Genomic DNA, 20,475 nt, shown 5'->3' with positions numbered 1-20,475 from the left:
AGCGATATGGAAGGCGGCGCGGCGCAGGAGTTCAAGAGCTGGATGTGCCTCATTTGTGGCTGGATCTACGATGAACAGGCCGGCCTGCCGGAAGAAGGAATCGCCCCCGGCACGCGCTGGGAAGACGTGCCGATGAACTGGACCTGCCCGGAATGCGGCGCCCGCAAGGACGACTTCGAAATGGTCGCGCTGTAGGCCCGGCCCGCCCGCGCGGCCTGGCAGCCCGGCGGTAACCGGGCGCGCGGCCGGGGCGGGATTGCGCGTGGTCGTCTGCAATCCTGTCATCCCGCCAGTATAAAAAACCCGTCCGCCATGGGGCGCACCCCTGTGCTATCGTACGCCTCAGGGGTCGCGGGAGCACCCATCGGGAGTAGGCCTATTGATATGACGACAACGCCGCAAGCGACAGGTTTGAAAATCATGGTGATCGACGACAGCAGCACGATCCGCCGGTCCGCCGAGATCTTCCTCAGCCAGGCAGGGTACGAGGTCGTGCTGGCCGAAGACGGCTTCGATGCGCTGGCCAAGATCAACGACCATCGTCCCGCGCTGATCTTCTGCGACATCCTGATGCCCCGGCTGGACGGTTACCAGACCTGCGCGCTGATCAAGAAGAGCGCGAAATTCCACGCCGTGCCCGTGCTGATGCTGTCCTCCAAGGACGGCCTGTTCGACCGGGCGCGCGGCGCCATGGTCGGCTCGGCCGCCTATCTCACCAAACCCTTCAGCAAAGACAGCCTGCTGGCCGCCGTGCGCGAGCACACCGGCCAGGGCCAATAAGACCAGCGAGGAAAGCATGGCCATCAAAAAAATCCTGATCGTCGACGATTCGCCCACGGAGCGTTATTACCTCACCGATATCCTCGTCCGGCACGGCTACGAGGTGGCCACAGCGGAGAGCGGCGAGGAAGCGCTGGCGCGCCTCCGGATCGAGAAACCCCAGCTCATCCTGATGGACGTGGTGATGCCCGGCGCGAACGGCTTCCAGGTGACCCGCTCGATCGCGCGCGATCCCCAGCTGCAGGATGTCCCCGTCATCATCTGCTCCAGCAAGAACCAGGAGACCGACCGCATCTGGGGCCTGCGCCAGGGCGCGAAGGAGTATCTCGTCAAGCCCGTGGACGCGGCCGACCTGCTGGCCAAGATCGCGGCACTGGGCGAATGACGAGCGACCTGCCGGACCTGCCGCCGGGCGCCGAGGGCGACGATAGCGCGCCCGGCGGCGCGGAACGGCGCAGCCGCCTGCGTCAATACCAGGTGCAATTGCTGGAGCGCATGCAGGCGGCGCAAAGCGAAGCCGTGGCGACGGGGCGCGAGCTGGGGGTGCTGATCGGCGCCCGCCATTACCTGCTCGACCTGACCCAGGTGGGCGAGATCGTGCCGCACCACAGCGTGGCGGCCGTGCCGCTGACGCGCGACTGGTACCTGGGCCTGGCCAATATCCGCGGCAACCTGACGGGCATCGTCGACCTGGCGCGCTTCCAGGACGAACCGGCGCTGCAGCCGGGTGCCGAGGCCCGCTTCGTCACGTTCGCGCCCGCGCTGGGCCTGCCGTGCGCGTTGCTGGTGTCGCGCGTGCTGGGCCTGCGCAAGCTGGCCGACATGACGGCGGCGGCGGCCGAGCCGGACGGCGCACCGGCTGGCGCGCACTGGCGCGCCGAAACCTTTACCGACAGCGATGGCCTGGCATGGCAACGGCTCGACCTCGCGCTGCTCGTCGCGGACCCCCGTTTCCTGCACGTGGGCCGCTAGGGAAGCCACCATCAGCACAGACAGCGTGAAGAAGGGGATTTGATGGCATTCAGGATTTTCTCCCGGCCCGGCCGACAGCAGGAGCGGCAAGCGCAGCAGGGGCCCGACTCGGCGTTCGGCAGCTATGGGGACTCGCAATTCATGCGCCCGCCTGGCAGCCCTGCGGCGGCTGCGGACGAAGAACCTCTGCGCCTGCGCGACGCGCTGCGCCGGCGCGGCAGTGCGGCACCGGTTCCCCCGGCGACAGCGGCCCGGGCTTTCGGCTACCCCTGATCGGCCACCTGCCGCCCGCGCGCCAGCTCAACTACCTCGTCACCGCCCTGGCCGTCAGCCTGGCGCTGTCGGCGGCCTTTGTCGCGCTGAACGTGCATTACAGCGCCACCGGCGCGCTCAGCACGCAGATGGCGGGCGATGCGCTGATGCACTCGCAGCGCATCGGCAAGGCCGCACCCAATGCCGTGCAAGGCAATGCCGAGGCATTCCGCCAGCTGGACGAAAGCCGGCGCGAGCTGGCCGGCGACCTGGCACTGATGGCCGGCGGCGGCGAATACCAGGGCCGGCGCCTGCCGGGGGCGGGCGGCGAGCTGCGCGAGACCGTGGCTCGGGTGCGCAAGCAGTGGTCGGCCACCGACAAGGCGGCCGAGACGATCCTGCGCCAGCGCGGCGCGCTGGCCGGCGTCGACAAGACGTTGCAGCAGATGAACGCCGCGTCGCCCCAGCTGCTGGCGCTGACGGAGGCCATCGCCGCGCAAAAGCTGCAGCGCGGTGCCAGTGCACGGGAAATGGCGGCGCTGGGCCGGCTGCAGATGCTGACGCAGCGCATGAGCCGCAGCGCGGGCGAATTCCTGACGGCCGGCGGGATCAGCTCGGAAACGGCCTTCCAGCTGGGCCGCGACGTGACCGTGTTCCGCACCACGGTAGAAGGCTTCCTGAACGGCAGCGCCGCCTTGGGCCTGGCCGCCACGCGCGACCCGGAGCTGCGCGCGCGCCTGGAAGCGCTGCGCACGCAGTTCGAACCCTACCAGGCGCAGGCCGGCGCCATCCTGGCGCGGCTCGACAAGTTCGCCGCGGCCAAGAATGCCGAGCGCCTGATCTTCACGCAGAACGAAAGCCTGCGCCAGAGCCTGGCGGGGCTGCAGGATGCCTACCGCCGCCGGCAGGAATCGCTGAACTGGACGTTCTGGCTGATGGTCGCGGGCGGCATGGCCACGCTGCTGACGGGCGCCGCGATCGGCCGGGTGCTGCTGCAGGACTCGTACAACCGCACCCGCGGGGCCGAGCGCCGGCGCCAGGAAGCGGAGGAGATGCGCCAACTGGCCCAGCGCCAGGAAGAGGAGGCCAAGGCCACCAACGCGCAGAACCAGGCGGCCATCCTGCGCCTGATGAACGAGCTGCAGGACGTGGCGGACGGCGACCTGACGGTGCAGGCCACCGTCTCGGAAGACATCACGGGCGCCATCGCCGATTCTGTCAACTACACGGTGGAGGAATTGCGCGGCCTGGTCGGGCGCGTGACGGTGACGGCCGAACACGTGACCAACGCTTCCACCCACGCGCAAGGCATCTCCAGTGCGCTGCTGGATGCTTCCCAGGCGCAGGCGCGCGAGATCCGCGACGCCAGCGCCACCGTGGTGCGCATGGCGGACGAGATCACCCAGGTGTCGCGATCGGCCGGCGAGTCGGCCGAGGTGGCGCGCCAGTCGGTGGCGGCGGCGCGCCAGGGCGCGACGGCGGTGCAAAACGCCATCAAGGGCATGCACGAGATCCGCGAGCAGATCCAGGAGACGTCCAAGCGCATCAAGCGCCTGGGCGAGTCGTCGCAGGAGATCGGCGAGATCACCGAGCTCATCTCCGACATCACCGAGCAGACCAACGTGCTGGCGCTGAACGCGGCGATCCAGGCCGCTTCGGCCGGCGAGGCCGGGCGCGGCTTCTCCGTCGTCGCGGAGGAGGTGCAGCGCCTGGCCGAACGGTCGGCCGAGGCGGCCAAGCAGATCGGCGCGCTGGTGCGCACGATCCAGGCCGACACGCATGACGCGGTGGCGGCGATGGAAAAATCCACCCAGGGCGTCGTCGAGGGCGCGCGCCTGTCCGATGCGGCCGGCGCGGCGCTGACGGACATCTCGCAGGTGTCGCACCGGCTGGCCGAGCTGATCGAGGGCATCGCCCAGGCCACCGGCATGCAGGCCACCTCCGCGACGGGCGTGGCCGGCAACATCGGCCACATCCTGCAGGTGACGGAACAGACCAAGGAAGGCACGCAGCAGACCGCGCAATCGGTGCACAAGCTGTCCGTGCTGGCGCAGGAGCTCAAGAACTCGGTGTCGCGCTTCCGTATCAACCCTCAGTAACCGAACCAGCGAGTACCCGCCGAGGCAAGCATGATCCAATACGAATCTTCTCCCTCCACCCAGTTCGATCCCGGCCCGCTGTCATGGGTCATGGTCGAGATCCGCGAGGCGCTGGGCCGCTCCCGCACGGCGCTGTTCGAGGCGGGCGGGCTGGAGCCGGAAGACCAGGCCACGGCGCTGCGCCACGCCAAGTCGCACCTGCACCAGGCCCATGGCGCGCTGCTGATGGTGGACGTGGACGGCGTCGTGTTGATGACGCAGCTGGCCGAGGAGGTGCTGGAGCGCTTCAAGGCCGGCACGCTCAAATGCAGTCTTGAACACGTGCAGGTCGTGGCCGCGCTGTACCAGGCCGTGACGGAATACCTGGAAGAGCTGCTGGACGGCGCGCCGTTCCAGCCCATCCGGCTGTTCCCGTTCTACCGCGCCGTGCAGGAGCTGCTGGGCGCGCAGCGCATCCATCCCGCCGACCTGTTCTTCCCCGACCTGGCGCGCTGGCCCACGTTCGCGCCGGCCGCAGGCGCCGGCGCGGCCGACTATGGCACTCTGCGGCAACGCTTCGAGCGGGCCTTGCTGCCTTACCTGAAGTCGGGCGAAGCGGCCCACGCCGGCGCCCTGCGCGACGTGGTGGCCGAAGTGGCGGCAGCCCAGGCCGAGCCGCGCGCACGCGCGTTCTGGCTGGCGCTGCACGCGTTTGCCGAGCTGGTGGCCGCCGGGCTGCTGCCGGCCGGGCTGTATGCGAAGCAGCTGTTCGGGTTGATCAACCTGCAGATGCGCCGGCTGGCGCAGGGCGCGCCGGAAACGCCGGAGGCGGTGCTGCGCGATGCGTTGTTCTTTGTCGCCGCCGCCGTGCCGGACACGCTGCCGCCCCTGGCGCGCGAAGTGCGCGATGCCTGGCGCCTGGACGGCCTGGTGCCGGCCGATTACGAGACCCGGCGCTACGGCCAGCTGGACCTGGAGGCGCTGGCGCGCGCCAAGGAAGGGTTGGCGCACGCCCGGGCTGCGTGGCAGCAGATCGAGCAGGCCGACGGGGCCTCTGCGCACAACGGCGAGTTCGGCCAGGCGTTGGCGCTGGTCGCCGCCGCCAGCGACAAGCTGGGCCTGCCCGCGCTGGGCGCGCTGATGCGCCAGCTGGCCATCACGGCCAACCAGGCGGTGGTGGCCGGCCGCAGCGAGGAGCTGGGCCTGGAAATGGCGACGGCGCTGCTGTTTGCCGGCCATGGCCTGGAACAGATCCGCCACCTGCCGGACGACTTCGCGGCCAACGCGGACACGATCGGGGCGCGCCTGCAGGCGCTGGTGGCGGGCGAGGTGCCGCCCGAGCCGGCGCAATGGCAGAGCGGCCTGGCACAGCGGCTGCAGCAGGACGACACCGTGGTGGCGCTGTCGCTGGAAATGAAGACGGCGCTGCGCCACGTGGAGAAGGTGCTGGACGATTATCACGCGCATGGCACGGCCGACCTGGGGGCACTGGACAGCGTGCTGCACCAGCTGGAGGGAGCCCTGGCGGTGGCCGACCAGGAAGATGCGATGCGGGCGGCGCGCCACGTGCGCGGCGAGATCGCGCGGCTGGCGGCCGGTGGCGGCGACCCGGCGGCGCTGGAGGGGATCGCCCGCAACGTGGGCGCGCTGGGTTTCTTTGTCGACATGCTGGCGCAGAACGCGGCCGGCGCGCGCGAACGTTTCGCGTTCGATGCGGCGCAGGGGACGTTCCGTGCCATCCCGTTCCGCAAGATCGCCGGCGCGGAGACGATCCCCGTGCTGGAAGAGGAGGTGGCGCCGCCGGCGCCGCTGGCGCTGCCGGAAGCGCCGCCGTCGGGGGTAGGCGGTCCGGCCGATGCGGCCATCGAAGCGGAGCTGCTGGAGATCTTCATCGGCGAGGCGCAGGAAGTGCTGGCCTTCATCGTCACGACACTGACGCAGCCGCGCCTGGATGCCGGTACGCCGGACAACCTGGCGATGCTGCGCCGCTCCTTCCATACCTTGAAGGGGAGCGGGCGCATGGTGGGACTGAACCAGTTCGCCGATGCGGCGGGCGCCGTCGAGAAGACGATGAATGTGTGGATCGCCGAGGCGCGGCCCGTCAGCGAGGCCTTGTTCGGCCTGCTGGAATGGGTCTCGGCGGAACTGAACGAATGGGTGGCCGAGCTGGTGGCGAAAGCGATCTCGCCACGCAGCGCCCACGCCATCGCGGAGGCGGCCCGGCGCGTGCGTGAAGGCGAGCCGTTCGTGCACGCGCGCGCCCCCCAGGCGATCGAAACGGCGCCGGCGCCGCCTTACGTGACGGACGAACATGCGGCGGCAGAGGCAGTACCGGCGCCGGCGGCGGCGGACGAGATGGTGTTCGTCGGCCGCCTGGCCGTGCCGCGGCCCTTGTTCGACATCTATACGGCCGAGGCGGATGGGCTGCTGGCGCGCCTGCGCGAGGAATTCCCGGCCTGGCGGGCGGCGCCGGAGCGGGGTGTCGATCCCGATACGCTGCAGGCTGTGCACACGTTGACGGGCACGTCGGCCACGGTCGGCTTCAAGCCCCTGCGCGAGCTGGCCTATGCGCTGGAACTCGTGCTGCAGGCGCAGCAGGCCACGGCCGCGTGGCCGGACGCCGCCCAGCACGACCTGTTCGATTTTGCGCTGGAGCGCATGCGCCAGATGCTGGACAGCTTTGTCGCGCTGGCGATGCCGGAGGAACAGCCGGAACTGATCGCCGCGCTGGACAAGCTGCGCGAGGACCTGGCTCGGCCACCGGCCGCCGGGGACGCGCTGGGCGCCCAGCTGGACAGCATGCTGGCCGCTGCGCCGGTGCCGACGCCGGCCGCTGCGCCTGCGCCGGAGCAGCCGGTGGACGAACTGGCGGCCCGCCTCGACGCCTTGTTCGCGGACACCTACCATGCGCTGCTGGCCGATCCGCCGCCATTGCCGGCGCGCGGCACGCCGCTGCCACTGCGGCCGCAACTGGCCACGCAGGACGACAGCATCGACGACCTGTTCGCTTCGGCGTTCGACGACGCGTTTGCCGAGCCGCCGCTGACCCAGGCCGCGCTGCCGCAGGACGACGACGCGCTGTTTAGCGGTGCGGTAGCCGCAGCCGTACCGGCTCCCGAACCGGCACCAGGACCGGAAGCGGTGCCGGAACCGGAACCGTTCGAGCCGCCCGCGGCGGCGGAAGCGCCCGTGCAACCCGAGGACCTGGCGGCCGAGGCAGCCGAAGCGGAGCAGGCGGCGGAAGTGGAAGTGCTGGCGCTGTCGCCCGGTTCGGATGCGCTGGCCACGCCGGTGGACGACGAACTCGATGCCGACCTGCTGCCCGTGTTCCTGGAAGAGGGCGCCGACCTGCTGCCGCAGGTGGGGGCGGCGCTGCGCGCCTGGCAGCAGGCACCGCAGGAGGTCGTGCACGCGCACACGCTGCAGCGCGTGCTGCACACGTTGAAGGGCAGCGCGCGCATGGCCGGCGCGATGCGGCTGGGCCAGCACGCGCACGAGATCGAGACGCACGTGGAAACGATGGCCAACGCGGGCAGCGCGACGCCGCACGCGTTCGAGGAACTGCTGGCCCACTACGACCACGCACTGCTGCTGTTCGAGCAGTTGCAGCATCCGGCACCGCAAGGCGCGACCGTGCCGGCGCCGGTGGCGCAGGTGGCGCAAGCTGCCGCCGCCGAGGGCGGGACGCAGGTGCCGCTGGTGCGGGTGCGGGCCGACATCCTCGACCGCCTCGTCAACCAGGCCGGCGAGGTGGCGATCGCCCGCTCGCGCCTGGAAAACGAGGTGGGGGTACTGCGTACGGCGCTGGCCGATTTCGACGAGAACCTGGGCCGCCTGCGGCGCCAGTTGCGCGAGGTGGAAGTGCAGGCCGAGTCGCAGATCGCGTCGCGCCTGTCGATCGCCGGCGAGCGCGAATTCGACCCGCTGGAATTCGACCGCTTCACCCGGCTGCAGGAACTGACGCGCATGATGGCGGAAAGCGTCGACGACGTGGGCTCGTTCCATGACGCGCTGGTGCGCTCGGTGGACAGCGCCAGCGACGACCTGGTGCAACAGGCGCGCATGACGCGCGAACTGCAGCGCGACCTGATGCGCGTGCGGATGGTCCCGTTCGGCAGCATCGCCGAGCGCCTGTACCGCGTGGCACGCCAGGCCGCCAAGGAAACCGACAAGCGCGTCAACCTGGACATCCGTGGCGGCAGCGTCGAGATGGACCGGGGCGTGCTGGAACGGATGGCCGCGCCGTTCGAGCACCTGCTGCGCAACGCGATCGTGCACGGCATCGAGCCGCGTGCGGCGCGGGTGGCGGCGGGCAAGCAGGAGACGGGCGAGCTGCTGGTGCAGGTCAGCCAGCAGGGCAACGAGATCGTGCTGGAGTTTTCCGACGACGGCGGCGGGCTGGACCTGGCACGCATCCGCGCCAAGGGCCACGCGCTCGGCCTGCTGAAAGGCGACGAGACCGACGATGCCGCCGTGGCCGACCTGATCTTCCAGCCCGGCTTCTCGACGGCCGATACGCTGACGGAACTGGCCGGGCGTGGCGTCGGCATGGACGTCGTGCGTTCGGAAGCCCAGGCGCTGGGCGGGCGCGTGGAGACGGCCAGCACGAGCGGGCAGGGCACGCGCTTCACGATCCACCTGCCGCTGACCCTGGCGGTGACGCAGGTCGTGCTGCTGGCGGCGGGCGGCAAGAAGCATGCGGTGCCGGCCGTGCTGGTCGAGCAGGTGCTGCAGGTGCGCCCCAGCGTGCAGGAGCGGGGCGCGGTGGAGGCCCATGGCCAGGCACTGCCGCTGCGCTACCTGCCGGGGCTGCTCGGCGACGGCGCGGCGCGTCCGCCCGTGCAGCGCTCCGTCCCCGTGCTGGTGCTGCGGGCCGGCGCCGAACGGCTGGCGCTGCAGGTGGACGAGGTGCTGGGCAACCGCGAGGTCGTCGTCAAGAACATCGGTCCGCAACTGGCGCGGGTGCCGGGCATCGCCGGCGCCACCGTGCTGGGCTCCGGCGAGATCGTGCTGATCCTCAATCCGCTGCTGCTGGCGCAGCACCTGGCGCAGCATCCCGAGCTGCAGGTGGCCGCGCTGCCGGCCGAAATCGGTGTGGCGGCCGCCCGGGCCGGCGGCACCATCCTGGTCGTGGACGACTCGCTGACGGTGCGCAAGGTCACGCAGCGCCTGCTGGAGCGGGAGGGCTATACGGTGCTGCTGGCCAAGGATGGCGTCGATGCGCTGGAACAGCTGCGCGAACGCGCCGATGGCGCCTTGCCGGACCTGATGCTGGTCGATATCGAGATGCCGCGCATGGACGGCTTCGACCTGACCCGCAACGTGCGCGGCGACGCGCGCACGCAGCACATCCCGATCATCATGATCACGTCGCGCAGCGCCGACAAGCACCGCAACTACGCCACGCAACTGGGCGTCAACGCCTACTTCGGCAAGCCGTTCCAGGAGTCGATCCTGCTGGGGGCGATCGCGGGGTTGCTGACGGGGTGATCGAGTAACCTGCGAGCAAACCCGCGTGCCTGACGCCAGGCGTCTCTACTTTTTCACCACCGCGTACCGCGCCAGCGTCCGCTGCCGCGCCACGTCATGCAGCACGACCGGCGCCGGGTAGCCGGGCGTCCGGCCGGGGGCCAGCAGCCATGGCGCATGGATTTCCTGCGCGCTCAACCTGGCCAGCTGCGGCAGGAAGGCCTTGATGAAGGCACCGTCCGGGTCGAACTTCTGCGATTGCGTGACCGGATTGAAGATGCGGAAGAACGGTTGCGCGTCGCAGCCGGACGAGGCGGCCCACTGCCAGCCGCCGTTGTTCGACGCCAGCTCGTAATCGTTCAGCTTCAGCGCGAAATAGGCTTCGCCGCGGCGCCAGTCGATGCCGAGGTCCTTGACGAGGAAGCTGGCGGTGACCATGCGCAGACGGTTGTGCATGAAGCCCGTGCGGTTCAGCTGCAGCATGGCGGCGTCCACCAGCGGGTACCCGGTGCGGCCTTCGCACCAGGCGGCAAACAGTGCGTCGGCCTCGGCTCCCGTCTCCCATTCGATGCGGTCGTAGACGGGCTTGAAGGCCGACTGCACGACGTATGGGAAGTGAAACAGGATCTGCTGGTAGAACTCGCGCCAGACCAGTTCGGCCAGCCAGACAGCACCGCCGTCGCCGGCCTGGCCCCGTTCGGCCAGCTCGCGCACGGTGCGCACCAGGTGGCGGATCGACACGGTGCCAAAACGCAGGTGCAGCGACAGCTGCGACGTCCCCTGCACGGCCGGGAAGTCGCGCGCCGTGCCGTAGGGCGCCAGCTTGGGCACGAAGGCTTCGAACGCGGCGGCGCCCCCTGTCATGCCGGGCGTGACGCCGACGGCGGCCAGGTCGACCTCGGCAAAGCCCAGCTGCGCCAGCGACGGCAGCGTGCTCCGGCCCGGTGCGAACGCGGCCGCGTGGGGCTCCACGTGCAGCGGCGCCGCCAGCGCGGGATCCAGGTTGAGTTTCTTCAGCCAGGCGTTCTTGTACGGCGTGAACACGGTCAGGGGCTTGCCGGCCTGCGACAGCACTTCGCTTTTCGCCAGGATGACCTGGTCCTTGTACGCCTGCAGGCTGCGCCCGGCGGCCGCCAGCGCGGCCGCCACGGCCTCGTCGCGCGCGATGGCGGCGGGATCGTAATCCTCGTTGACGAAGACCGTGCCGGCGTCCAGTTCCGCGGCCAGGGCGGGGATGACCTCACGGGCGTCGCCGTGGCGTACGAGGAGGTGGCCGTTCAACTGCGCCAGTTCCGCCGCCAGCTCGACCAGCGAAGCGTGGATGAAGGCGACGCGGCGGTCGTCACGCGGCAAGCCTGCCAGGATCGGCGCGTCGAACACGAACGCGCAATAGACCGGGCCGCCCGCTTGCAGCGCGTGGTGCAGCGCGGCGTGGTCGAAGGCGCGCAGGTCGCGGCGGAACCAGACCAACGTCGCGCTAGACTTGCTTTTGGGCATTTGTTTGTTTCAGATCAACGAGACATGCGAAATTATTGCCTACAATCAGTTCGGTGGGGCGCCGCCGTGGCGACGCCGGCGGGTCACGACGAAACCGCCGATTCCGTGGCCGTTCCGGCAATTCATAGTAAACTGTCGGTATGACGGCTGGAACTTTCCATTTGTCATCTAGGTTTTTATACTCGAAACAGCCCCCAGCAGAGAGAGCAGCGTATGAAGAACAGCAAAGTGAGCAAACCTCTACCTGTGCCTGGACTGTTACAGGGAAGCGATGACCCTTTGCAACAATCTGACACGATGACGACGCCATCCCTGAACCTGGCCAATCATTTCCTGATTGCCATGCCATCGATGCACGACCCGGTATTCGGCGGCACCGTCGTCTACGTTTGCGAACACAACGAGAACGGCGTGCTGGGCGTGGTCATCAACAAGCCCACCGACATGACGATGGAAACGCTGTTCGACCGTATCGACCTGGAAGTGACGGCAGGGCGCGAGTCGATGGAAAAAAAGCCCATCATGTTCGGCGGCCCCGTGCAGGACGACCGCGGCTTCGTGCTGCACACGCCCGGCGCGCGCTATTCGTCGTCGCTGACGGTAACGGACGAGGTGGCATTCACCACGTCGATCGATGTGCTGGAAGCGGTGGCGCGCGGCGCCGGACCGCAGCGCATGCTGGTGTCGATCGGCTACGCGGGCTGGAGCCCGGGCCAGCTGGAGGACGAGATCATCCGCAACGGCTGGCTGACGGTCGGCGCGGACCCCGGCATCCTGTTCGAGACGCCGATCGAGGAACGCTACGTGGCCGCCATGAAATTGCTGGGCATCGATCCGCTGATGCTCACCTCCGAAGCGGGCCATGCCTGATCCAGTGACCGCACCAGAAACACTGCTCGGCTTTGACTTCGGCATCAAACGTATCGGTGTAGCGATGGGCAACACGATGATCGGCCAGGCCAGCCCGCTGGCCGTCATCAAGGGCGAGGACAACCAGACCCGCTTCGGCGCCATCGGCGCGCTGATCGACCATTGGGGGCCGACCAAACTCGTCGTCGGCCTGCCGCTGCACCCGGACGGCGCGGAACACGAGATGACGGCGCGCTGCCGCCGTTTCGCCAACCAGCTGCACGGGCGCTTCAACCTTCCCGTCGTACTGGTGGACGAGCGTTACTCCTCCGCCGTGATCCAGGCCCGGCGGGGCGAGGTCATCGACGACCGCGCCGCCGCCATCATCCTGCAACAGTACTTCGACCAGTATCACCCACAATAGCCACTCTTATGCCCCAACTTGATCCCCAACACCTGGACGCGGAGGCGCTCTACGCGGCGCTGCTCGACCAGGTCCGCGCCGGCATCGCCGGCGCGCACGAGCCGGCCATCGTCGGCATCCATTCCGGCGGCGCCTGGATCGCCGAGCGCCTGGCGCGCGACCTGGGCCTGACGCAGCGCCTGGGCGTGCTCGACGTCTCGTTCTACCGCGACGACTATGCCAAGAAGGGCCTGCCGGCCGAAGTCAAGCCGACCAATATCGGCTTCGACGTGGCCGGCGCGACGATCGTGCTGGTGGACGACGTGCTGTACACGGGCCGCACCACGCGCGCCGCGATCAACGAGCTGTTCGACTACGGCCGGCCGGCGCGCATCCTGCTGGCCGCGCTGGTCGACCGCGGCGAGCGCCAGCTGCCGGTAGCCGCCGACTTTGTGGCCGCCCACACCCGCGTGGGCGCGGGCGAGGCACTGCGCCTGCGGCAGTCGGACACGGGCCAATTCAAACTGACCATCGAACGCGAACATGCTTAATCCGCAACTGAATAAACACGGCGAGCTGCAGCACCTGCTCACCACCGAGGGCCTGCCGAAGGCCATCGTCAACCAGATCCTCGACACGGCCGCATCGTTCGTCAGCGTGTCCGACCGCGAGGTCAAGAAGGTGCCGCTGATGCGCGGCAAGAGCGTGTTCAACTTGTTCTTCGAGAACTCCACGCGCACCCGCACCACGTTCGAGATCGCGTCCAAGCGCCTGTCGGCCGACGTGATCAACCTGAACATCCAGGCCTCGTCGGCCAGCAAGGGCGAGTCGCTGCTGGACACGATCGACAACCTGTCGGCCATGCATGCCGACATGTTCGTCGTGCGCCATGCCTCGTCGGGCGCGCCGTACCTGATCGCCAAGCACCTGCACGACACGAAGCAGAACCATGTCCACGTGGTCAACGCGGGCGACGGTCGCCATGCGCACCCGACGCAAGGCCTGCTGGACATGTACACGATCCGGCACTACAAGAAGGACTTCACCAACCTGCGCGTGGCCATCGTGGGCGACATCCTGCACAGCCGCGTGGCCCGTTCCGACATCCACGCGCTGACGACCCTCGGCGTGCCCGAGATCCGCGCCATCGGCCCGCACACGCTGCTGCCGGGCGGCCTGGAACAGCTGGGCGTGCGCACGTTCACCAACATGGACGAAGGCCTGAAGGACGTCGACGTCATCATCATGCTGCGCCTGCAGAACGAACGCATGAGCGGCGCGCTGCTGCCGTCCGCACAGGAATACTTCAAGAGCTACGGCCTGACCCAGGAACGCCTGGCGCTGGCCGCGCCGGATGCGATCGTGATGCACCCGGGGCCGATGAACCGCGGCGTCGAGATCGACTCGGCGGTGGCGGACGGCCCGCAGGCCGTGATCCTGTCGCAGGTGACGTTCGGGATCGCCGTGCGCATGGCGGTGATGAGTATTCTGGCCGGGAATCAGGGCTAATCGAGGGTAACGAGCAAGTGACGAACTTACACATCAAGAACGGCCGCGTGATCGACCCGGCCAACGGCGTGGACGCCGTGCAGGACCTGTTCATCGCCGACGGCAAGGTCGCCGCCCTCGGCGCGGCGCCGGACGGCTTCGTGGCCGCGCGCACCATCGACGCGACGGGCCTCGTCGTGGCACCCGGCCTGGTCGACCTGTCGGCCCGCCTGCGCGAGCCGGGCTATGAATACAAGGCCACGCTGGAATCGGAAATGCAGGCGGCCGTGCAGGGCGGCGTGACGAGCCTCGTGTGCCCGCCCGATACCGATCCCGTGCTGGACGAGCCGGGCCTGGTCGAGATGCTGAAGCATCGCGCGCGCGGCCTGAACCAGGCCAAGGTGCATCCGCTGGGCGCGCTGACGATGGGCCTGAAGGGCAAGGCGCTGACGGAAATGGCGGAGCTGACGGAAGCGGGCTGCATCGGCTTCTCGCACGCCGAAGTGCCGATCGAGGACACGACCGTGCTGCTGCGCGCGCTGCAGTACGCGCAGACGTTCGGCTACACCGTCTGGCTGCGCCCGCAGGATGCGCACATCGGCCGTGGCGGCGTCGCCCACAGCGGCCCGCTGGCATCGCGCCTGGGCCTCTCGGGCGTGCCCGTGATGGCCGAGACGATCGCGCTGCACACGATCTTCGAACTGCTGCGGGCCACCGGCGCGAAAGTGCACCTGTGCCGCATCTCGTCCGCCGCCGGCCTGGAACTGGTGCGCGCGGCCAAGGCCGAGGGCCTGGCCGTGACGTGCGACGTGGGCGCCCATCACGTGCACCTGACCGATGCCGACATCAACTTCTTCGACCCCAACGCGCGCCTGACGCCGCCGCTGCGCAGCCAGCGCGACCGCGATGCGATCCGCGCCGCGCTGACGGACGGCACGATCGATGCGATCTGCTCCGACCACACGCCGGTGGACGACGACGAAAAACTGCTGCCCTTCGGCGAAGCATCGCCGGGTGCGACGGGGCTGGAGCTGCTGCTGTCGCTGGCGCTGAAGTGGGCGGACGACCAGGGCGGCCACCACGGTCCGGGCGATGCGTTGTTCAAGGCGCTGTCGCGCGTCACGTCGGCCCCGGCGCGCGTGGCGGGCCTCGATGCCGGTCACCTGGCGGTGGGCGGCAGCGCGGACGTCGTGCTGTTCGACCCGGCCGCACGCTGGCTGGTGGAAGCGGCGGCGCTGGCGAGCCAGGGCAAGCACACGCCGTTCCTGGGCTACGAGATGCTGGGCCAGGTGCATGCGACGATCGTGGCCGGCCGCGTCGCGTTCGAGCGCAACGCGCACTAAGGCGTCGTCATGCTGCTGGCGTTGCGTATCGCCCGTGTGACCCTGCACCTGCTGGTCGGGATGGCGATCTGCGCGCTGCTGTTCCCGTGGATCGACCGGCCCGCACGCGAGATCCATGTGCGGCGCTGGTCGCGCCACCTGCTGGCCATCTGCAACGTGACCGTGCAGATCACGTCCGGCAGCGCGGCACCGAAGGAGCATGCGCTGGTCGTGGCGAACCACGTTTCGTGGCTGGACATCTTCGTCCTGAACGCGCTGTACCCGTGCCGCTTCGTGGCCAAGGCCGAGATCCGTTCCTGGCCGCTGGCCGGCTGGCTGGTGGAGCAGGCCGGCACCGTGTTCATCGCACGCGGCAACCGGCGCGACCTGCGCAAGGCGTTCGAGGGACTGGTGCGGGCGCTGAAGGCGGGCGAGCGCGTGGCGTTTTTCCCGGAAGGGACGACGGCGCCGCAGGGCACGCTGCTGCCATTCCATGCCAACCTGTTCGAGGCGGCCATCGACGCCAAGGCGCGCGTGCAGCCGTATGCGATCCGCTACGTCGATCGCGACCGCCAGCCGCATCCGGCGGTCGATTTCGTCGGCGACATGACCTTCGTGCAAAGCATGCTGGCGATCCTGCGCGGCGGCCCGATCCGCGCCCGCGTGACGATCCTGCGTTCGATGAAGGCCGAGGGGCAACACCGCCGCCAGCTGGCCGAAACCACGGAAGCGGCGATCCGGCTGGCGCTGGGGATCGCCGGCGACACGCCAGCGGACGAAGCGCTGCCGCAGACCGATGCGGATGACGAGCCGCAGGCGGATGACGAGCCGCAGGCCGATGACGAGCCGGAGGCGCGCAGCGCCTGAGCACACCTGCACCGTGGGTTACAAGTTATGCCTTCCCACCCGCCCGCCGGAACTCCGGACATTGCACCTGCAGCACCGAGCGGTCGTCCAGGCACACGGCCGACAACTGGCCGCCCCACACGCAGCCGCTGTCCAGCGCGATGTAGTTGTCGCGCAGTTGCAGGCCCAGCGCCGACCAGTGGCCGAACACCACCGTCACGTCGGCCGTACGCCGGCCCGGCACGTCGAACCACGGCATCAGGCCCGTGGCCGGATCGACCGTCGCGCTTTCCTTCATCTTGAAGTCCATCACGCCGTCGGCCGTACAGAAGCGCATGCGCGTCAACGCGTTGACGATGCAGCGCAGCCGGGCGGCGCCGCGCAGGTCGTCGTCCCAGCGGTCCGGCAGGTTGCCGTACATCTCGGCCAGGAAGCTCGTCCACTCTTCGCTGCGCAGGGCGGCCTCCACTTCGCCGGCCAGCGCCTGCGCCTGCGCCGCGCTCCATTGCGGCAGCACGCCGCCGTGCACCAGCAAGTGGCCGGCGGCGAACAACGCCATCGGCCGGTGGCGCAGCCAATCGAGCAGGGCGGCACGGTCGGGGGCGGCCAGGATCGTGTCGAGCGTGTCCGACCCCGACTCGGGGCGGATGCCGTTGGCCACGGCCAGCAGGTGCAGGTCATGGTTGCCCAGCACGGCGTCGATGCGGCCGCCGCTGCCCTGGCTGAGTGCCTGCACGTAGCGCAACGTGGCCAGAGAATCGGGGCCCCGGTTGATCAGGTCGCCGCAAAACAGAATCGCGGGCGGCGCCTGTTCCAATTCGCCTTCGCGTGCGAGAATAGCTTCTACCAGCGTCACCGCTTCCGCATGGCAACCCTGTAGGTCACCGATGACATAAGTCCTCGCCAACGCTGTCTGCATAAAAAATTCCTGAAAGCACGATTGCAGTTTTCACACGCCCGTAGCGCGTTTCACATACAATCGAGGTTATTACTTAATCAACTCCGCAAAACCGGGATACTATATGATTTTTGTGACAGGTGGGGCCGGCTTCATTGGCTCGAACTTCGTACTGGACTGGCTGGCCCAATCGGATGAGCCGGTACTGAACTTTGACAAGTTGACCTACGCCGGCAACGTCAACAATCTCGCCTCCTTGAAGGACGATCCGCGCCACGTGTTCGTGCGCGGCGACATCTGCGACGGCGAACAAGTGCTGGCGCTGCTGCGCGAACACCAGCCGCGGGCCATCGTGCACTTTGCGGCGGAAAGCCACGTCGACCGCTCGATCCACGGTCCAGGCGAATTCATCAACACCAACATCAACGGCACGTTCGCGCTGCTGGAAGCGGCCCGCGCCTACTGGACCGCGCTGGAAGGCGAAGCGAAGGAAGCGTTCCGCTTCCTGCACGTCTCCACCGACGAGGTGTACGGCACGCTGGGCCCGAACGATCCACCGTTCTCCGAGACGACGCCCTACGCACCGAACAGCCCGTACTCGGCCTCCAAGGCCGCGTCCGACCACCTGGTGCGTTCGTACCACCACACCTACGGTTTCCCGACGCTGACGACGAACTGCTCGAACAACTACGGCCCGTACCACTTCCCGGAAAAACTGATCCCGCTGATCATCGCCAACGCGCAGGCCGGCAAGCCGCTGCCGATCTACGGCGACGGCCAGCAGATCCGCGACTGGCTGTTCGTCAGCGACCACTGCACGGCGATCCGCCGCGTGCTGGCCGACGGCAAGCTGGGCGAGACGTACAACGTGGGCGGCTGGAACGAAATGGCCAACCTGGACGTCGTGCACACGCTGTGCGACATCCTCGACAACCTGAAGCCCAAGGCGGATGGCGGCAGCTACCGCGACCAGATCACCTACGTCAAGGACCGCCCCGGCCACGACCGCCGCTATGCCATCGACGCGCGCAAGCTGGAGCGTGAGCTGGGCTGGAAGCCGGCCGAAACGTTCGAGACCGGCATCCGCAAGACAGTGCAGTGGTACCTGGACAACCAGGAATGGGTGGCCGACGTGCAGTCCGGCGCCTACGCCAAGTGGGTCGAGACCAACTACTTCAACCGCGAGGCGGGCCAATGAGCGACAACGCACAGCGCCGTAAAGGCATCATCCTGGCGGGCGGCTCCGGCACCCGCCTGTACCCTGTCACGACCAGCGTCTCCAAGCAGCTGCTGCCGATCTACGACAAGCCGATGATCTATCATCCGCTGACCACGCTGATGCTGGCCGGCATGCGCGAGATCCTGATCATCTCGACGCCGCAGGACACGCCACGCTTCCGCGAACTGCTGGGCGACGGCAGCCAGTGGGGCCTGCAGCTGTCGTATGCGGTGCAGCCGTCACCGGACGGCCTGGCACAGGCCTTCATCATCGGCCGCGATTTCGTCGGCGATGCGCCGTCCGCGCTGATCCTGGGCGATAACATCTATTACGGCAACGACCTGGATGCGCTGCTGCGCAGTGCCGCATCCGAGCCGAGCGGCGCCACCGTGTTCGCCTACCACGTGCACGATCCGGAACGCTACGGCGTCGTCGAGTTCGATCATGAGCGGCGCGCCGTCAGCATCGAGGAAAAGCCGGCCGTACCGAAATCGAACTACGCGGTCACGGGACTGTACTTCTACGACAGCCAGGTGTGCGACATCGCCGCCTCGATCAAGCCCTCGCCGCGCGGCGAGCTGGAGATCACGGACGTCAACAAGGCCTACCTGGAAAAGGGCCAGCTGCGCGTGGAACTGATGGGGCGCGGCATGGCGTGGCTCGACACCGGCACGCACGAATCGCTGCTGGATGCCTCGCAGTTCATTGCCACGATCGAGAAGCGGCAGGGCCTGAAGGTCGCCTGCCCCGAGGAAATCGCCTATCGCAAGGGCTATATCGATGCCGAGCAGCTGCGCCGCCTGGCCGAGCCCCTGAAGAAAAACGGCTACGGCCAGTACCTGATGCAGATCCTGCAGGACAAGGTGATCCCACGATGAAAATCACGACCACCCCCATCGACGGCCTCTTGATCATCGAGCCGACCGTGTTCGGCGACGACCGCGGCTTCTTCTACGAAAGTTTCAATGCGCAGCGCTTTGCCGACCTGACGGGCGTCAAAGCCGACTTCGTGCAGGACAACCATTCGCGCTCGGCGCGTGGTGTGCTGCGCGGCATGCACTACCAGATCCAGCAGGCGCAGGGCAAGCTGGTGCGTGTCGTCAGCGGCAGCGTCTACGACGTGGCCGTCGACCTGCGCAAGAGCTCGCCCACGTTCGGCAAATGGTTCGGCGTCGAACTGTCGGCCGAGAACAAGCGCCAGTTCTGGATACCGCCCGGTTTCGCGCACGGCTTTGCCGTGACGAGCGAATTCGCCGAGTTCCTGTACAAGACCACCGACTACTACGCCCCCGAGTACGAGCGTTCGCTGTTGTGGAACGATCCCGCCGTGGGCATCGAGTGGCCGCTGGACGGCACGCCGCTGCTGTCGGCCAAGGACCAGAAGGCACTGCCGCTGGACCAGGTGGAAGTGTTCGCATGAAGATCCTGTTGACCGGATGCAGCGGCCAGGTGGGCTATGAACTGGAGCGCAGCCTGCAGGGGCTGGGCGAGGTGATCGCCGTCGATCGCGGCCGCATGGACCTGTCCGACCTGGACCAGGTGCGCGACGTTATCCGCGCCGTGCAGCCGAAGCTGATCGTCAACCCGGCCGCGTACACGGCGGTGGACAAGGCCGAGAGCGAGCCGGAGCTGGCGCACCGGATCAATGCCGAGGCGCCTGGCGTGATGGCCGAGGAAGCACTGCGGCTGGGCGCGGCGCTCGTGCATTATTCGACCGATTACGTGTTCCCCGGCGACGATCCGGGAGCCCGGGTCGAAACGGATGCGACCGGTCCGCTGAACGTATACGGTGCCAGCAAGCTGGCAGGCGAGCAGGCCATCGTGGCCAGCGGCGTGCCGCACCTGATCTTGCGCACCAGCTGGGTGTACGGCATGCGCGGCAAGAACTTCCTGCTGACGATGCTGCGCCTGGCGCGGGAGCGCGACGAATTGCGCATCGTGGCCGACCAGCATGGCGCGCCGACATGGAGCCGCACCATCGCGGACACGACGGCAACCATCCTGGCGCAGGCCCGCGCGCACGGTTTCGCGGCGGACTGGTGGGCCGAGCACGGCGGTATCTACCACCTGAGCAGCCAGGGCCAGACCACGTGGTTCGAGTTCACCCAGGCGATCGTCGAACAGGCCGGTATCGAGTGCCGCCTGGTGCCGATCGGATCGGCCGAATACCCCACGCCGGCCCGCCGGCCGCAGTACTCGGTGCTGTCCTCCCAGCGCCTGCTGGATCGGTTTGGCCATGTGCCGCACTGGCGCGAGGCGCTGCGCCTCTGCATGCAGTAACTCGGCTTTCCACCCGCCCCGGGCCGTGCCGGCCCGGCGGTTTTTCCCAGTTGCCCCTCATTAATCCGGTACAATCGCTGGTTGGCATGGATACATGTCATTGCTGCAAAGCGGCAAAAAGC

At 68.5% G+C, this 20,475-nt stretch carries 18 protein-coding genes; 16 read left to right on the top strand and 2 right to left on the bottom strand.

Annotation, left to right across the window (positions count from 1 at the left end):
- The first annotated feature begins 6 nt into the window (after positions 1–6).
- The 6 genes from PX653_RS17195 to PX653_RS17170 all read left to right on the top strand — a co-directional run bounded on the left by PX653_RS17195 (position 7) and on the right by PX653_RS17170 (position 9,572).
- Positions 7–195, top strand: a complete 189-nt coding sequence (locus tag PX653_RS17195) for a rubredoxin (protein ID WP_277418592.1) — start codon at positions 7–9, stop codon at positions 193–195.
- A gap of 189 nt (positions 196–384) precedes the next feature.
- Positions 385–780 (top strand): response regulator, encoded by a 396-nt coding sequence (locus tag PX653_RS17190; RefSeq protein ID WP_277413978.1) that lies wholly within the window; start codon positions 385–387, stop codon positions 778–780.
- 16 nt (positions 781–796) lie between these two features.
- Entirely contained in the window at positions 797–1,165 is a 369-nt protein-coding gene (locus tag PX653_RS17185) for a response regulator (protein WP_277413977.1), read from the top strand.
- Entirely contained in the window at positions 1,162–1,752 is a 591-nt protein-coding gene (locus tag PX653_RS17180) for a chemotaxis protein CheW (RefSeq protein ID WP_277413976.1), read from the top strand. Before PX653_RS17185 ends, PX653_RS17180 begins: the two co-directional genes overlap by 4 nt.
- Positions 1,753–1,889: 137 nt before the next feature.
- A complete protein-coding gene (locus tag PX653_RS17175; protein WP_371876480.1) occupies positions 1,890–4,103 on the top strand; it encodes a methyl-accepting chemotaxis protein in 2,214 nt (737 codons plus the stop codon).
- A 30-nt stretch (positions 4,104–4,133) separates the two neighbouring features.
- Positions 4,134–9,572 (top strand): hybrid sensor histidine kinase/response regulator, encoded by a 5,439-nt coding sequence (locus PX653_RS17170; protein ID WP_277413975.1) that lies wholly within the window; start codon positions 4,134–4,136, stop codon positions 9,570–9,572.
- 45 nt (positions 9,573–9,617) lie between these two features.
- On the opposite strand, the gene PX653_RS17165 is transcribed toward PX653_RS17170, so the two are convergent.
- Entirely contained in the window at positions 9,618–11,048 is a 1,431-nt protein-coding gene (locus PX653_RS17165) for a cryptochrome/photolyase family protein (RefSeq protein WP_277413974.1), read from the bottom strand.
- Between the two features lie 213 nt (positions 11,049–11,261).
- On the opposite strand from PX653_RS17165, the gene PX653_RS17160 reads away from it, so the two are divergent.
- Genes PX653_RS17160 through PX653_RS17135 form a run of 6 tightly spaced genes read left to right on the top strand, consistent with a single transcriptional unit; the run spans position 11,262 to position 15,977 of the window.
- Complete coding sequence (locus PX653_RS17160; protein WP_371876343.1) at positions 11,262–11,918, top strand: YqgE/AlgH family protein; 657 nt, start codon at positions 11,262–11,264, stop codon at positions 11,916–11,918.
- The gene (gene ruvX / locus PX653_RS17155; RefSeq protein ID WP_277413972.1) at positions 11,911–12,321 is read left to right on the top strand and encodes a Holliday junction resolvase RuvX; all 411 of its coding nucleotides are present in this window, start codon (positions 11,911–11,913) and stop codon (positions 12,319–12,321) included. Before PX653_RS17160 ends, ruvX begins: the two co-directional genes overlap by 8 nt.
- Before the next feature lie 8 nt (positions 12,322–12,329).
- Positions 12,330–12,851, top strand: a complete 522-nt coding sequence (gene pyrR / locus PX653_RS17150) for a bifunctional pyr operon transcriptional regulator/uracil phosphoribosyltransferase PyrR (RefSeq protein ID WP_277413971.1) — start codon at positions 12,330–12,332, stop codon at positions 12,849–12,851.
- Entirely contained in the window at positions 12,844–13,809 is a 966-nt protein-coding gene (locus PX653_RS17145) for an aspartate carbamoyltransferase catalytic subunit (RefSeq protein ID WP_277413970.1), read from the top strand. Before pyrR ends, PX653_RS17145 begins: the two co-directional genes overlap by 8 nt.
- A 17-nt stretch (positions 13,810–13,826) precedes the next feature.
- Positions 13,827–15,131, top strand: a complete 1,305-nt coding sequence (locus PX653_RS17140; RefSeq protein ID WP_277413969.1) for a dihydroorotase — start codon at positions 13,827–13,829, stop codon at positions 15,129–15,131.
- A gap of 9 nt (positions 15,132–15,140) precedes the next feature.
- Complete coding sequence (locus tag PX653_RS17135; protein ID WP_277413968.1) at positions 15,141–15,977, top strand: lysophospholipid acyltransferase family protein; 837 nt, start codon at positions 15,141–15,143, stop codon at positions 15,975–15,977.
- A 25-nt stretch (positions 15,978–16,002) separates the two neighbouring features.
- Here the strand turns inward: PX653_RS17135 and PX653_RS17130 are convergent, their stop codons facing one another.
- Complete coding sequence (locus PX653_RS17130) at positions 16,003–16,875, bottom strand: symmetrical bis(5'-nucleosyl)-tetraphosphatase (protein WP_277413967.1); 873 nt, start codon at positions 16,873–16,875, stop codon at positions 16,003–16,005.
- Positions 16,876–16,978: 103 nt separating this feature from the next.
- On the opposite strand from PX653_RS17130, the gene rfbB reads away from it, so the two are divergent.
- Genes rfbB through rfbD form a run of 4 tightly spaced genes read left to right on the top strand, consistent with a single transcriptional unit; the run spans position 16,979 to position 20,353 of the window.
- Entirely contained in the window at positions 16,979–18,052 is a 1,074-nt protein-coding gene (gene rfbB, locus PX653_RS17125) for a dTDP-glucose 4,6-dehydratase (protein WP_277413966.1), read from the top strand.
- Positions 18,049–18,951, top strand: a complete 903-nt coding sequence (rfbA, locus tag PX653_RS17120) for a glucose-1-phosphate thymidylyltransferase RfbA (RefSeq protein ID WP_277413965.1) — start codon at positions 18,049–18,051, stop codon at positions 18,949–18,951. The genes rfbB and rfbA overlap by 4 nt, the downstream gene beginning before the upstream one ends.
- Complete coding sequence (gene rfbC, locus PX653_RS17115) at positions 18,948–19,493, top strand: dTDP-4-dehydrorhamnose 3,5-epimerase (RefSeq protein ID WP_277413964.1); 546 nt, start codon at positions 18,948–18,950, stop codon at positions 19,491–19,493. The genes rfbA and rfbC overlap by 4 nt, the downstream gene beginning before the upstream one ends.
- A complete protein-coding gene (rfbD, locus tag PX653_RS17110) occupies positions 19,490–20,353 on the top strand; it encodes a dTDP-4-dehydrorhamnose reductase (RefSeq protein ID WP_277413963.1) in 864 nt (287 codons plus the stop codon). The genes rfbC and rfbD overlap by 4 nt, the downstream gene beginning before the upstream one ends.
- The last annotated feature ends 122 nt before the right edge of the window (positions 20,354–20,475 follow it).

It is taken from the genome of Pseudoduganella chitinolytica (genome assembly GCF_029028125.1).
In the GTDB taxonomy this organism is placed as follows: domain Bacteria; phylum Pseudomonadota; class Gammaproteobacteria; order Burkholderiales; family Burkholderiaceae_D; genus Rugamonas; species Rugamonas chitinolytica.
Note: the sequence above shows the minus strand (reverse complement) of the source record. Positions and strands in the feature narration are given on the sequence as shown.